We start from the raw sequence: 13,001 nt of genomic DNA on the forward strand, positions 1-13,001 counted from the left end.
TACAGGTAAAGCTGGGGTTGGCTTGGAAACTGCTGACCTGTCGTCGCCTTCAAGAATCCTGGCCGACTCTACTGGTCACAACTTTCACAGTCCATGAACAAAGTCACAGAGATTAATTCGAGGGAAATCCGCAAAGCGGTGTTCCCTGTCGCAGGCCTGGGTACACGATTCCTTCCCGCCACCAAGGCGCAGCCCAAAGAGATGCTGCCTATCGTGGACAAGCCCTTGATCCAGTACGCGGTGGAAGAGGCTTACGCAGCCGGCATCCGCCACATGATTTTTGTTACAGGGCGCAATAAGCGTGCCATCGAAGATCACTTCGACACAGCCTATGAGCTGGAGCACGAACTCGAAGCCGGCCACAAGGACGAACTGCTGGCGCTTGTGCGCTCCATGACGCCCTCTGACATGGACTGCTCCTACGTGCGCCAGCCGCGATCGCTGGGTCTCGGGCACGCCGTGCTGTGTGCCCAGCCATTGGTGGGCGATGAGCCCTTCGCAGTTCTGCTGGCAGACGACCTGATGTGCGGACCCGACGGCGGAAAGCCCGTTCTGACACAAATGGTCGACGTTTTTCGCCGCATTCCGACATCATTGATAGCTGTCCAGGAAGTGCCGGCAGATCATGTCCGAAGATACGGCATCGTCGCGGGCGAAAAGGCGGGCGATCGCATCACCCGGGTCAACCAGATGGTGGAAAAGCCCAATGCGCAAGATGCGCCTTCACGCATGGGCGTGGCAGGCCGCTACATCCTGACGCCCGGCGTCTTTGAACACATCCGGAACAACCCACGTGGAGCGGGAGGAGAAATCCAGCTCACCGACGGAATTGCCAAGCTGATGGCGACCGAAGGCGTACACGCCTACGAATACGAGGGCAAGCGCTACGACTGCGGCAGCAAGCAGGGATTTCTGGAAGCAACTGTCGAGCTGGCCCTGCGGCACCACGAAGTCGGCCCGGGGTTCCAGCAATACCTGAAAGCGTTTGCGCGCTGAGCGGATTGAACAATCAGCGGCGGCGCAGGACGTGGATGTATTCCTCGCCCTCGGTCTGCTGATCCACGAGTTCGTTGCCAGTCTGCTTGGCAAACGCCTGGAAGTCGCGCACGCTTCCGGCGTCCGTTGCCACGATCTTGAGCAGCTGCCCTGACAGCATATCGGTCAGCGCCTTCTTGGCCTTGAGGATCGGCAGCGGGCAGTTCAGCCCCCGCGTGTCGATCTCCTTGTCGATTGGTTGTTCGGTAGCCATCGCAAATTCCTTTAATCCGGTCGCCGTGGGAACTCGATGAAGCTGGGCGAATGGCCCTTGCTGCGAAGCCAGTCGGCCAGCGCATAGCCGGTACCTGCGGGCCAGCACTTCACTTCATCGTAGGCATAGAGCTTGTAGTCGACCAGCTCCGGCGAGAGCGCCACATCCCCTTGCGCCACCGCGTGATAGGCAATGATGACCTGGTTCATGCGCTGGAAGTCATAAACGCCGATCAGGTTCAGCTCGGTCGCGTCCAGGTTGGTCTCTTCCTTGATCTCGCGCGCAATGCCCTCCTGCGGCGTCTCGCCAGCTTCCATGAAGCCGGTGATCAGCGCGTACATCTTGTGCGTCCATGCGGCGTTGCGCGCCAGCAGGATGCGGTCGTTGTATTGAATGACCGCAGCGAGCACCGGCGTGGGGTTGTTCCAGTGCGTCCAGCCGCAGGCCACACAGCGCAGCCGCTCCTTGTGCCCGCCATCTTCGAGCTGCGCAATGAACTCCAGCGGGTTCGCGCAGTTGGGACAGAATTTGTATTCGTGGGCCATGGCTCGTGTCAGATGAAGGTCAGGCCGGGAACACGCCAGTGGACAGATAGCGATCGCCCCTGTCGCACACGATGAAAACAATCGTCGCGTTCTCCACTTGTTTCGCGATTTCCTGCGCAACCCAGCAAGCACCCGCTGCCGAGATACCGGCGAAGATGCCCTCTTCACGGGCCAGTCGCCGGCACATTTCTTCGGCGGCGTCCTGGCTCACATAAACCAGTTCATCGACGGTGCTCGCGTCGTAGATTTTCGGAAGGTATTCCTCGGGCCATTTGCGAATGCCGGGAATGCGCGAACCTTCACTGGGCTGCGCGCCGACGATGCGCACTGCTGGGTTCTTTTCCTTGAGGAACCGCGACACACCGGTGATGGTGCCGGTGGTGCCCATCGCGCTCACGAAGTGCGTGATGCGCCCCTGGGTCTGGTCCCACAACTCGGGGCCGGTCGTCTCATAGTGAATGCGCGGGTTGTCGGCGTTGGCGAACTGGTCGAGCACAACGCCCTTGCCTTCGCGCTGCATGTTTTCTGCGAGGTCGCGCGCGTATTCCATGCCGCCGCTCTTGGGCGTGAGCATGAGTTCGGCGCCGAACGCCTTCATGGTCTGCGCGCGCTCGATGGACAGGTCCTCCGGCATGATGAGCACCATGCGATAGCCCCTGATGGCTGCAGCCATCGCGAGCGCAATGCCGGTGTTGCCCGAGGTCGCCTCGATCAGCGTGTCACCGGGCTTGATCTCACCGCGCTCCTCGGCGCGCTTGATCATCGACAGCGCGGGCCTGTCCTTGACCGAACCTGCGGGGTTGTTGCCTTCGAGCTTGCCGAGAATCACGTTGCCACGCGCGCGGTTTGCGTCGGCTCCGAGTCGCTGCAAGGCGATGAGCGGTGTGTTGCCGATCGCGTCCTCGATCGTGGGGTAGTTGTGGGCCTCGTTCATGGGCACCACTGTGCCATAATTTCAGGCTTCGCTCTCGCGTCGCCGGAGTGGTGAAATTGGTAGACGCAGGGGACTCAAAATCCCCCGGGGTAAAACCCGTGCCGGTTCGATTCCGGCCTCCGGCACCAGCTTTGAAGCTATCAAAGCTGCAGCATTTTCCGCATCCCGCTATTCACGCCCCCGTGCGGCCCACGAACGCCTCGAACAGGACCCCGCGCACCCAGCGATGCGCCGGGTCGCTGTTCACGCTCTTGCTCCAGTGCAGGTGCGCGTCGAAGACCGGCGAGCGAATGGGAAGCGGCAGGCGGACAAGGCGGGCATTCCCGGTAAACGCATCGGCGATGGCATCAGGCACGGTCGCAATCAGGCTGGTGCTGGAAATAATCTCCGGCAAACTCATGAAGTGAGGCGTGGTCAGCGCCGCATTGCGGTGGATGCCGCGCTTTTGCAGATACGTTTCCAGCAGGCCATGCGTGCGTGTAGGCGCCTCCACGATCACGTGCCGCGCCTCTACATACCTCTTCAGGCTGAAGTCGCGGATCAGGTCGCGGTTGCCTGCGCTGCAGATGCACACGAAGCCGTGTTGCCCGATGCGCCTGCGCACAAACTCGGCTGACATCAGGTCAGGAAAATAACCCAGCGCCAGATCGACCAGGCCTTCTGACAGCGCGCGGTGCAGCTGCGGCTGCGCCGTTGCCATCACGCGAAGCCGCACCCGAGGTGCAGTCCGGGTCAGGACATCGAGCGCGCGTGGCATGTACATGGCTTCAGCCGTATCCGACGCGGCAACGCGAAACTCGCGCTCATCGACCGCCGGATCGAACGTCGCCTTCTTCATGATGCGCTGCTCGATGCACTGCACCGCCTCGCGCATGGGCACCGCCAGCTCCTTGGCACGGGTCGTCGGCTGCATGCCGGCAGCAGTGCCGATGAAAAGCGCATCCCCCAGGGTCTCGCGCAATCGGGCCAGCGCCGTGCTCACCCCGGACTGGCTCATGCCGAGCGCCGCGGCTGCCGTGCCGACCGCGCGGTGGTCGAACACCGCCAGGAATATCTTCATCGACTGCAGGTTTAAGTTGTCTGCCATGGGGGCGGTCCCTGAATGTTGCCGTGCAGCATCGCAAAGTGCGATTCTATTGATCTGGATCAAAGATTAGATCTCATCCTAGACTTGACGCAACGCTGAAAGACTGCCAGATGCTTAGCCACGAGAAAAATGCCCTCCTTACGCAATGCGGCCCCGGCACGCCCATGGGCAAGCTCATGCGGTCGTTCTGGATTCCCGCCATGACTGCGCCGGAGGTCCCTGCTGCCGACGAAGCACCGGTGCGCCTCACCCTGCTGGGCGAACGACTGGTCGTCTTTCGCGATTCCGAAGGCCGGGTGGGCGTGCTCGAAGAAAACTGCCCGCATCGCGGCGCGAGCCTGTTCTTCGGCCGCAATGAAGAAGGCGGCATTCGCTGCGTGTATCACGGCTGGAAGTTCGACGTGGCCGGCAACTGCATGCAGATGCCCACCGAGCCTGCGACCAGCCGCATGTGCCAGAACGTCAAGGCGCGCGCCTACCCCGCGCGCATCGCCGGCTCGGTGCTGTGGGTCTACATGGGCGATGCGCAGCCGGTGCCCGAGCTGCCGGCGTTCGGCTTCATCGGCATGCCCGATGACCACCTGTACGCCTCGCGCTGGCACCAGGAGTGCAACTATGCGCAGGCGATGGAAGGCGAGCTCGACAGCGCCCACGTGGGTTTTCTTCACCAGATGGTCAACAAGACGGACCCGGACCACCAGGCCCTGACCGGCAAGTACTTCCAGGAAGACACCGCGCCTGCCTGGAAAATCCTTGGCGGAGAAGCCGGGTTCATGGCCTGCAACGGCCGGCGTGTGGACGGCGACAAGCGCTACTGGCGGCTTAACCAGTTCCTGCTGCCGTTCTTCACCATGATCCCGCCGCGCCCTGGCGATGCGCAGCTCGTGCGCATGTGGGTTCCGATGACCGACGAACGTTGCTGGGTGATTTGCGTGAGCTGGCGCCCCGACGGCGCGCTGAACGAACAGGAGCTGCAGGCGTGGCGCAACGGCGAGAACTCGCACCGCAAGGTGATCGCGGGCACCACCACACCGGTGGAGCGACTGGACAACGACTACCTGATTGACCGGCAGGAGCAAAAGACCGTCTCGTTCACCGGCATCAAGGGCATCCGTGCGCAGGACGCAATGGTGACCGAGACCGCCGGCCCGATCGCGGATCGCTCGCGCGAGCACCTGGGCTCCAGCGACATGGCGGTAGTGGCGATGCGTCGCACGCTGATGGAAGGCGCGACCCAATGCGCCGCCACGGGCCAGCCGCATCCAGCCGCCGCCAACCCGTGGCTCTATTCTGTGCGTGCAGTGCAGGCGGTGCTGCCAGGAGACCAGGACCCGGCGACAGCCGACGAATTCCTGGCGCCCGCACGGGCCACGCCGCCGGTCGCCACCGCTTAAGGATCACGCCATGCTGTCTTCATTCGATGCGCACCCGGTGCTGGTGCACCCCCGCCCCTACCGCCACATCGACGTGCGCCCGCTCACCGGTGTGCTCGGCGCCGACATCCTCGGCGTGGACCTGCGCGAGCCGCTTTCGCAAGAGGTCTGGACCGAGATACGTGATGCGTTCGCCGACCACCAGGTGATCCTGTTCCCGGACCAGAAGCTATCGCACGAACAGCACGCGGCTTTCGCACGAGGCCTGGGCGAGGTGATCCGGCTGCCGCAGCTGCACAGCGTGGAGGGCCATCCCGATGTGCAGATCATCCGCCGCCTGGCCACCGACACCGGCCGCGTGGTCGGTGAAAACTGGCATGCAGACAGCACCTACCTCGACGAGCCGCCCGGGGCGGTCGTGATGCGTGCGGTGGACGTGCCGCCCTATGGCGGCGACACCGGTTTCCTGAGCATGTACGCGGCATACGAGGCGCTGTCGCCCGCCTACAAGGCGCTCATCGCGCCGCTGAACGTGGTGCACAGCGCCACCCGCATCTTCGGCTCGGCGTACCTCGCGCAGGGCCGGCGGTTCAACGACTCGTGCGCCCGGTCCGACCTCGACGTCGCGCTGGGAGACCGCGAAGTGGCGCATCCGCTGGTCTGCACCCATGAGGTCAGCGGGCGCAAGTTCCTGTACGTCAACAAGACCTACTCGCAGCGCATCGAGGGGCTCACCAACGAAGAGAGCGCCCCTATCCTTGCCTTCCTGTACGAGCACTGCTCGCGGTTCGACTTCACCTGCCGCGCGCGCTGGCGCAATGACCAGATCCTGGTCTGGGACAACCGCTGCACCATGCACCGGGCCATCCCCGACTACACGGGGCAAAACCGTTTCATGACCCGCGTCACGATCGCCGGCAAGCGGCCGGCGCGATGACAACTACAACCACTGGAGACAACGCAATGCAGCAGACCCGACGATCCACATGCCGCCAGCTCGCCCACGGGCTGATGGCCGGCCTGATCGCCACCTTCGCAGGCCTGCCGGCCTTCGCCGCCGATTTCCCGACCAAGCCGGTGACGCTGGTGGTGCCGTTCGCTGCAGGCGGCGGGCTCGACGTGACGGCCCGGATCATCGCCGAGCGGCTCAAGGACGAACTCGGCCAGCCCGTCGTCATCCTGAACCGGCCGGGCGCGGGCAGTTCGGTCGGTGCGCGTGTCGTTGCGTCTGCGCCGGCGGACGGCCACACGCTGTTCTTCACCTCGGGTTCGGCTTACGCCTTTGTGAACCAGCTGGTGCCCAACATGGAGCTGAAGCTGCAGGACTTCGCGCCCGTGGCCGCCGTCGCATCCAATCCGGCCGTGATCGTGGCCAGCACCAAGGTCCCGGTGAAGACGCTGGCCGAACTGGCTGGCTACGCCAACCCGGCGGACATCAGCTTTTGCAGTACCGGCGCAGGCGGCCTCAATCACCTGCAGCTGGAGATGTTCCGCAATGTCGTCAAGACCCGCACCGGCAAGAACTATGGCGTGGTCCATGTGCCGTACAACGGCCTGGCACCGGCCCTGACCGGCATCCGCGACGGCAGTGTGCAGGCCTGCATGCTGCCCTACACCGCACTCGTGAAGAACCTCAATGGCAAGGACCTGCGTGTGCTGGCGGTGCAGAGCAAGGCACGCCTGCCGTGGCTGCCCGATGTGCCCACCACAGGCCAGCAAGGCTACCCCGAGATGGACGGCAACGACTCGTTCATCAACATCGCCGCGCCCAAGGGCACGCCAGAAGCGGTGATCGCCAGGCTGGAAGGCGCGCTGCAAAAGACGATGGCGGACGCCACGGTTCGCAAGAAGCTGGAAGAGCTGGAAGTCCAGTCCCTGTTCATGGGCAGCCGCGAGACACAGAAGTGGCTGGAAGACGAGGTCCGCAAGTTCACCACCATCATCCGCGACGCCGGGCTGACGACGAAGTGAGCGTGGCGCCGACCCGGCAGGTTCGCATCCGTGCGATGCGATACGAGGCGCAGGGCGTCATCTCGGTCGAGCTTGCACCGCTGGGGCCTGATGCGCCGCTGGCACCGTTCACGGCCGGCGCCCACATCGATCTCCACCTACCCAACGGCCTGATCCGCAGTTACTCGCTGCTCAATCACCAGGGTGACGCATCGCGCTACCTGATCGGCGTTCACCTGCATCCGGCCAGCCGCGGTGGCTCCGGCCATGTGCACGCGGCGATGCGGCCGGGTGACGTGATCACCATCGCAGGACCGCGCAATCACTTCGAACTGGCAGAGGACGCGCAGCACTGCGTCTTCATCGCAGGCGGGATCGGCATCACGCCGCTGCTGTCGATGATGCGCAGGCTGAACGAATTGCAGCGGCCCTGGGAGCTGCACTATGCGGCGCGCACCCGCGCGCAGGCGGCGTTTCTGGACGAGGTGCGCGAACTGTCGGCGCAGGGCCGGGGCCAGGTGACGATTGCGCTGGATGGTGAACCCGGCGGCACCAGCCTGGACCTCGCGCAGATCGCATCCCGGGCACCGGCGCATGCACACCTTTACTGCTGCGGTCCGGTGGGCATGCTCGAAGCATTCGAGGCCGCCACGGCGGGTTTGCCGCCAGCGCATGTCCACACGGAATACTTTGCGCCACGACACAAACCGCAGACAAGCGGCGGCTTCGAGGTGCGCTGCGCCCGGTCTGCCAAAAGCGTGCAGGTGCGTGCCGGGCAGACCATCCTTCATGCCCTGCTGGACGAAGGCGTGCAAGTCCCCTATGCCTGCGAGGAAGGCATCTGCGGCACCTGCGAAGTCCCCGTGCTGCAAGGCAGCCCGGACCATCGCGATTCGGTGCTGACCCAGCAGGAGAAGGACGCCGGCAAGACCATGATGGTCTGCTGTTCCGGCGCAAAGTCAGAAGTACTCGTGCTCGATATCTGAACAGGGCGCAGTGACTCGATCGGCGCCCTAGATGATCCGCGAGAACCGCGCGCGATGCTTGTCCATCTGCAGGAAGCGGTCGAACACCATCGCAATGGCGCGAACGACGTACCAGCCGCTCGGCGTGACCTGCAGGCAGGTGTCGTCCATGGTCACCAGGCCCTGCGCCTGGAGATCTTCCAGCTGGGCCAGTTCGGCGGCGAAGTACTTGCGAAAGTCCAGCAGCCACGCGAGTTCAATCGACTCGAACACGACCTGCCCCTGGCACATGATGGCCATGATCACGGCGCGGCGCGCCAGGTCGTCCCGGCCCAACGCCAGTCCGCGGTTCACCGGCAGCCTGCCCTGGTCGAGGTGGTCGCAATATTCTTCCAGCGTCTTGGCGTTCTGGCTGTAGGTCGGCCCGATGCGTCCGATCGCGGACACGCCCAGGGCGATCAGGTCGCAATCGGGTTGCGTGCTGTAGCCCTGGAAGTTGCGGTGCAGTCGCCCCTGGCGTTTGGCCACCGCCAGCGAATCGTTGGGCAATGCGAAGTGGTCCATGCCGATGTAGTCGTAGCCTGCGCCAGTCAATGCATCCAGCGATTGCGTGAGCAGGCCCAGCTTCGCACTGCCGGTTGGCAGGTCGGCGGCGGCGATGCGCCGCTGCGGCTTGAAGCGCTCGGGCAAGTGCGCGTAGCCATAGAGCGCGATCCGGTCGGGCCGCAATTGGCAGACCTGCTCCAGCGTCCGTGCGAATGTGCTGGCGCTCTGTTTCGGCAGTCCGTAGATCAGGTCCACGTTGACCGATTCGAAACCGACGTCACGCGCATCGCGCATCAACCCGAACACCTGTTCTGCAGGCTGTACGCGGTGAACGGCTTTCTGCACGTCGGGGTCGAAGTCCTGCACGCCGAAGCTGAGCCGGTTGAAGCCAAGTTGTGCCAGCACCGCAAGGCGCCCACGATCGACCGTGCGCGGATCGATCTCGATGGAGAACTCGCCGCCCGGCGCGAGCGTGAAGCTTCGCCTGAGCATGGCCATGAGTTGCCGCAACTCGTCGTCCGACAGGAACGTGGGCGTGCCACCGCCCAGGTGCAGCTGGCTCACCGTCTGTCCCACGCCGATCTGCAGCGTGTGCAGTTCCACTTCGCGTGCCAGGTAACGCAGGTAGCTCGCCGATCGCTCGTGGTGCTTCGTCACGATCTTGTTGCATGCGCAGTAGTAGCAGACAGATTCGCAAAACGGGATATGGACGTACAGCGATAGCGGCGCCAATGCGCCGGGGCCCGATGTGCGCTGGCCCAGGGCCTGGCGGTAGTCGGCTTCGGTGAAGGCTTCGACGAAACGGTCGGCCGTGGGATAAGAGGTGTAACGCGGGCCGGGCACGTCGAAACGATGGAGCAATTCGGTGGCTTGCGCGGTCATGGGCTCGTGCTCGTTTGATTGAACACACACTGTGATGCCGCAGCCCGCAGCTTTCCATGACATAGATCAATCGTGCTGTCGCCAACATCACGACAATTTCCACAAGGCAAGGGCGCGGCATGAGCGCGCCCGGAAAGCACCGTGCACACAGAACGCTTCAACCGGATCAGGCAACCCATCCCCGGCGGGGATCACGAGGCCATGAAAGTGGCATGCTCGAAGTGCAACCTGCGCGAGCTGTGCATGCCCGTCGGCTTGAGCCCGGACGAACTCGACAAGATCGACGAGGTGGTGACGCTGCGGCGCAAGGTCAAGCGCGGCAGCGCGCTGTTTCGCACCGGCGATCCGTTCCAGGCGCTCTACGCCATCCGGTCTGGGTTTTTCAAGACCCGCATCGGCACCGAAGATGGCCGCGACCAGGTCACCGGCTTCCAGATGGCCGGCGAGATCATGGGGCTGGACGGCATCGTGAGCGACCACCACAGCTGCGACGCGATTGCGCTGGAAGACTCCGAGGTCTGCGTCATGCCGTACGAACGCATTTCAGAGCTGTCACGCGAGATCAGCGCATTGCAGCGCCACGTCCATCGCATCCTGAGCCGCGAGATCGTGCGCGAGCACGGCGTGATGCTTTTGCTGGGCAGCATGCGCGCAGAAGAAAGACTGGCAGCATGCCTGCTCAACCTGGTGCAGCGGCTGCACGCGCGCGGGTTCTCGGGCTCTGAGCTGCGCCTGCGCATGACGCGCGAAGAAATCGGCAGCTACCTGGGCATGAAGCTCGAAACCGTCAGCCGCACCTTCTCGAAATTCGCCGACGACGGCATCTTGCAGGTGCACCAGCGGCACCTGCGCATCCTGGACATCGACGCGCTGCAGCGGCTCATCAACCAGCAGCCCTAGACACCTTCAAACCGTACAAAGGAAATCCTGTGTACAAACGCATCCTGGTACCCATTGACGGAAGTACGACAGCCGACGGCGGCCTGCGAGAAGCGATCGGCCTGGCGGCCGCCATGAAGGCGCAACTCGTGCTCCTTCACGTGATCGATGACTTCTCGATGCTTGTCGAAGTCTCGTCCGTGACGAGCTATTCAAAGATGATGGATCGCCTGCGCCAGCGCGGCCAGGACATCCTGGAGAGCGCGCGTCTCCTGGCGGCAGACAGCGACGTCCAGGCACAGACCTGCCTGCGTGAGGTCGCGCAGGCCCGCATCGCAGGCGTCGTGGTGAACGAAGCGGTCAGGCAATCGTGCGACCTGATCGTGATGGGCACGCACGGCCGCCACGGTTTCAACCGGCTGACCATGGGAAGCAATGCGGAATCGGTGGTGCGCAGCAGCACCATTCCCGCCCTGCTGGTCAAGCGAGCCGAGGCGGCGTTCGTCTGACTGCCGGGTCAGACGACCACGCCAATCGTTGCTCAGATATACCCGACCGGCTGCGGTATGTGCCGCAAGTGCAGGGCAAGGCCCAACGCGGCCAGGTGGTTGTCGTTGCGCTCCAGGATCTGCTGGGCCAGCGGCAGGAAATGCTCTTCCTCGAATCGCGCGTGGGCCGTGTACAGCTGCACCAGTTCATGCACCTCGGCCGGTGAAAGATTCGCCTCGCGTCCGGCCGCAGCTGACTTGACCGAACCCTTCAGGTGGCGCCACCACTCTTCCACCGCCCGGTGTTCGGCTGTGAGCCGCTCGACCATGCGCAACACCCGGTCGCGCTCTTCGGTATCACGCGCGCTGGCAATCACGGCGGGAAACAAATCCTTTTCTTCTTCGGTGTGATGGTCCAGCACGCCGGGCTCGAACAAGGCAAGCGTGGTCCGCGCCACCTCACGGGCCTTCGCGGCCGCGTCCAGCAGTTCGGGCAGGTGCGAAAACGCATCGAGCCGCGAGAGGATTCCGCTGTGCGCATGTGAAAAGGTATCGACAGGCGACTGCGCGCCGGGCCTGTCGGCCTGGGTGTTTTTCTCCGTCATGGAACGCCTCACTTTTTCAGGTACCTGATCAATTTAGGTCTTCCACGGCCCCCGGCCTTGACGAATGTCAAGGGTGGGACTGATGCATGGCCCGCCTTGATCTTTATCAAGTCCCTACTGATAGCTCACCCATACATTGGCCTTGGCGCACCAAACCGGTTCGCGACGCACCTGGCAGGAGCATCGAAGTGGCGACACAACAAGCAACAACAAATTCCACCGGCAGCGTGCCAATCGACCGCAAGGCGTGGTCGGTGCTGATTGTCAGCACGATGGCATTCACCGTCTGCTTCATGGTCTGGATGATGTTCGGCGTGATCGGCATCCCGATCAAGAAGATGCTGAACCTCAATTCGACGCAGTTCGGCCTGCTCACTGCAGTGCCCGTGCTGACCGGTTCGCTGATCCGCGTGCCACTGGGCATCTGGACCGATCGCTACGGTGGCCGCATCGTCATGACGGTGCTGATGGCATCGACCGTGCCCGCCATCTTTCTCATGGGCTACGCCACCGAGTACTGGCACTTCCTGACCATCGGCCTGTTCGTCGGTCTTGCAGGCGGCTCTTTCTCGGTGGGCACGCCCTATGTCGCACGCTGGTTCCCACGCGCACGACAAGGCATGGCGATGGGTGTGTACGGCGCCGGTAATTCCGGTGCGGCCGTCAACAAGTTCGTCGCGCCGGTGCTGCTTGTCGCATTCGGCTGGGCAATGGTTCCGCAGGTGTACGCCGCCATCATGCTCGGCGCCGTGATCCTGTTCTGGCTCTTCAGCCACAGCGATCCGTCGCACCTGGTCACGGGCAGCACGAGTTTTTCAGAGCAGATGAAATGCCTGAAGGACCCCAAGGTGCTGCGCTACTGCCAGTACTACAGCATCGTGTTCGGCGGCTACGTGGCGCTGTCGCTTTGGATGGTGCAGTACTACGTCGGCGAGTTCGGCCTGGACATCCGCGTCGCCGCGCTGCTGGCTGCGTGCTTCTCCCTGCCCGGCGGTGTGCTGCGAGCCATCGGTGGTGTGCTGTCGGACAAGTATGGCGCGCACAGCGTGACCTGGTGGGTGATGTGGGTGAGCTGGATCTGCCTGTTCCTGCTGTCTTACCCGCAGACCGAGTTCACCATCCTGACGGCCAACGGACCACGCAGCTTTCACATCGGCCTGAACGTCTACGCATTCACCGCGCTCATGTTCATCCTCGGCATCGCATGGGCGTTCGGCAAGGCCAGCGTCTTCAAGTACATCAGCGACGACTACCCCACCAACATCGGCGCGATCTCGGGTGTGGTCGGCCTGGCCGGCGGCCTGGGCGGCTTCGTGCTCCCCATCCTGTTCGGCATGTTGATGGACCTCACAGGCATCCGCTCCAGCGCCTTCATGTTCATGTACGGCGTGGTGTGGGTGTCTCTCATCTGGATGTACTGGACCGAGGTGCGCCGCACACCGCTGATGGGTCAAGAAGGCACGCAATCACCACTGGCTGCCGCACGGTGATTTCACAC

At 63.5% G+C, this 13,001-nt stretch carries 14 protein-coding genes and 1 tRNA gene; 9 read left to right on the forward strand and 6 right to left on the reverse strand.

Annotated features, from left to right (window positions below; translation table 11 throughout):
- Positions 1-93 precede the first annotated feature (93 nt).
- Positions 94-996 carry a UTP--glucose-1-phosphate uridylyltransferase GalU gene (gene galU / locus AQ12_RS06380; RefSeq protein WP_048439048.1) on the forward strand — a complete coding sequence of 301 codons (903 nt, stop codon included), beginning with the start codon at positions 94-96 and terminating at the stop codon, positions 994-996.
- A 13-nt stretch (positions 997-1,009) separates the two neighbouring features.
- Here the strand turns inward: galU and AQ12_RS06385 are convergent, their stop codons facing one another.
- The 3 genes from AQ12_RS06385 to cysM are packed head-to-tail and all read right to left on the reverse strand — an operon-like array spanning position 1,010 to position 2,728.
- Positions 1,010-1,249, reverse strand: coding sequence for a sulfurtransferase TusA family protein (locus AQ12_RS06385; RefSeq protein WP_048439049.1), 240 nt, complete (start codon positions 1,247-1,249; stop codon positions 1,010-1,012).
- Between the two features lie 11 nt (positions 1,250-1,260).
- The gene (locus tag AQ12_RS06390) at positions 1,261-1,794 is read right to left on the reverse strand and encodes an NUDIX domain-containing protein (protein ID WP_048439050.1); all 534 of its coding nucleotides are present in this window, start codon (positions 1,792-1,794) and stop codon (positions 1,261-1,263) included.
- 19 nt (positions 1,795-1,813) lie between these two features.
- A complete protein-coding gene (gene cysM / locus AQ12_RS06395; RefSeq protein ID WP_048439051.1) occupies positions 1,814-2,728 on the reverse strand; it encodes a cysteine synthase CysM in 915 nt (304 codons plus the stop codon).
- Between the two features lie 41 nt (positions 2,729-2,769).
- Between cysM and AQ12_RS06400 the strand changes: the two genes are divergently transcribed.
- Positions 2,770-2,856, forward strand: a tRNA-Leu gene (locus AQ12_RS06400).
- A gap of 44 nt (positions 2,857-2,900) precedes the next feature.
- Here the strand turns inward: AQ12_RS06400 and AQ12_RS06405 are convergent.
- Positions 2,901-3,815: a LysR family transcriptional regulator gene (locus tag AQ12_RS06405; RefSeq protein ID WP_048439052.1), complete on the reverse strand. Its 915-nt coding sequence runs from the start codon at positions 3,813-3,815 to the stop codon at positions 2,901-2,903.
- A gap of 164 nt (positions 3,816-3,979) precedes the next feature.
- Here AQ12_RS06405 and AQ12_RS06410 point away from each other — a divergent pair, with 164 nt between their 5' ends.
- From AQ12_RS06410 to AQ12_RS06425, 4 genes are read left to right on the forward strand one after another with little or no spacing between them, the layout of a single operon-like run.
- Entirely contained in the window at positions 3,980-5,209 is a 1,230-nt protein-coding gene (locus AQ12_RS06410) for a Rieske 2Fe-2S domain-containing protein (RefSeq protein ID WP_053076581.1), read from the forward strand.
- 10 nt (positions 5,210-5,219) lie between these two features.
- Complete coding sequence (locus tag AQ12_RS06415; RefSeq protein ID WP_048439053.1) at positions 5,220-6,125, forward strand: TauD/TfdA family dioxygenase; 906 nt, start codon at positions 5,220-5,222, stop codon at positions 6,123-6,125.
- A gap of 26 nt (positions 6,126-6,151) precedes the next feature.
- Entirely contained in the window at positions 6,152-7,159 is a 1,008-nt protein-coding gene (locus AQ12_RS06420) for a tripartite tricarboxylate transporter substrate binding protein (RefSeq protein WP_161798986.1), read from the forward strand.
- On the forward strand, positions 7,156-8,124 hold the full coding sequence (locus AQ12_RS06425; RefSeq protein ID WP_053076583.1) for a PDR/VanB family oxidoreductase: 969 nt from the start codon (positions 7,156-7,158) through the stop codon (positions 8,122-8,124). The genes AQ12_RS06420 and AQ12_RS06425 overlap by 4 nt, the downstream gene beginning before the upstream one ends.
- A gap of 27 nt (positions 8,125-8,151) precedes the next feature.
- Here the strand turns inward: AQ12_RS06425 and hemN are convergent, their stop codons facing one another.
- Positions 8,152-9,531, reverse strand: coding sequence for an oxygen-independent coproporphyrinogen III oxidase (gene hemN / locus AQ12_RS06430; RefSeq protein ID WP_048439054.1), 1,380 nt, complete (start codon positions 9,529-9,531; stop codon positions 8,152-8,154).
- A gap of 201 nt (positions 9,532-9,732) precedes the next feature.
- Here hemN and fnr point away from each other — a divergent pair, with 201 nt between their 5' ends.
- Together fnr and AQ12_RS06440 are read left to right on the forward strand one after the other, a co-directional pair.
- Positions 9,733-10,431 (forward strand): fumarate/nitrate reduction transcriptional regulator Fnr, encoded by a 699-nt coding sequence (gene fnr, locus AQ12_RS06435; protein WP_048439055.1) that lies wholly within the window; start codon positions 9,733-9,735, stop codon positions 10,429-10,431.
- Positions 10,432-10,460: 29 nt separating this feature from the next.
- The gene (locus AQ12_RS06440) at positions 10,461-10,919 is read left to right on the forward strand and encodes a universal stress protein (RefSeq protein WP_048439056.1); all 459 of its coding nucleotides are present in this window, start codon (positions 10,461-10,463) and stop codon (positions 10,917-10,919) included.
- Between the two features lie 32 nt (positions 10,920-10,951).
- Here AQ12_RS06440 and AQ12_RS06445 read toward each other — a convergent pair whose 3' ends face one another.
- On the reverse strand, positions 10,952-11,503 hold the full coding sequence (locus AQ12_RS06445; RefSeq protein ID WP_048439057.1) for a hemerythrin domain-containing protein: 552 nt from the start codon (positions 11,501-11,503) through the stop codon (positions 10,952-10,954).
- A 272-nt stretch (positions 11,504-11,775) separates the two neighbouring features.
- On the opposite strand from AQ12_RS06445, the gene AQ12_RS06450 reads away from it, so the two are divergent.
- The gene (locus AQ12_RS06450; RefSeq protein ID WP_152682703.1) at positions 11,776-12,993 is read left to right on the forward strand and encodes a nitrate/nitrite transporter; all 1,218 of its coding nucleotides are present in this window, start codon (positions 11,776-11,778) and stop codon (positions 12,991-12,993) included.
- Positions 12,994-13,001: the final 8 nt, after the last annotated feature.

This window comes from Caenimonas sp. SL110, assembly GCF_001044395.1.
Lineage (GTDB): Bacteria > Pseudomonadota > Gammaproteobacteria > Burkholderiales > Burkholderiaceae_C > Ramlibacter.

Excerpts from the sequence above, each read along its gene's own strand:
- AQ12_RS06445 (WP_048439057.1), bottom strand. The coding sequence starts at position 11,503 with ATGACGGAGAAAAACACCCAGGCCGACAGGCCCGGCGCGCAGTCGCCT.
- AQ12_RS06410 (WP_053076581.1), top strand. The coding sequence starts at position 3,980 with ATGGGCAAGCTCATGCGGTCGTTCTGGATTCCCGCCATGACTGCGCCG.
- AQ12_RS06385 (WP_048439049.1), bottom strand. The coding sequence starts at position 1,249 with ATGGCTACCGAACAACCAATCGACAAGGAGATCGACACGCGGGGGCTG.
- AQ12_RS06420 (WP_161798986.1), top strand. The coding sequence starts at position 6,152 with ATGCAGCAGACCCGACGATCCACATGCCGCCAGCTCGCCCACGGGCTG.
- AQ12_RS06405 (WP_048439052.1), bottom strand. The coding sequence starts at position 3,815 with ATGGCAGACAACTTAAACCTGCAGTCGATGAAGATATTCCTGGCGGTG.
- galU (WP_048439048.1), top strand. The coding sequence starts at position 94 with ATGAACAAAGTCACAGAGATTAATTCGAGGGAAATCCGCAAAGCGGTG.
- cysM (WP_048439051.1), bottom strand. The coding sequence starts at position 2,728 with ATGAACGAGGCCCACAACTACCCCACGATCGAGGACGCGATCGGCAAC.
- AQ12_RS06450 (WP_152682703.1), top strand. The coding sequence starts at position 11,776 with ATGGCATTCACCGTCTGCTTCATGGTCTGGATGATGTTCGGCGTGATC.
- hemN (WP_048439054.1), bottom strand. The coding sequence starts at position 9,531 with ATGACCGCGCAAGCCACCGAATTGCTCCATCGTTTCGACGTGCCCGGC.
- fnr (WP_048439055.1), top strand. The coding sequence starts at position 9,733 with ATGAAAGTGGCATGCTCGAAGTGCAACCTGCGCGAGCTGTGCATGCCC.
- AQ12_RS06390 (WP_048439050.1), bottom strand. The coding sequence starts at position 1,794 with ATGGCCCACGAATACAAATTCTGTCCCAACTGCGCGAACCCGCTGGAG.
- AQ12_RS06415 (WP_048439053.1), top strand. The coding sequence starts at position 5,220 with ATGCTGTCTTCATTCGATGCGCACCCGGTGCTGGTGCACCCCCGCCCC.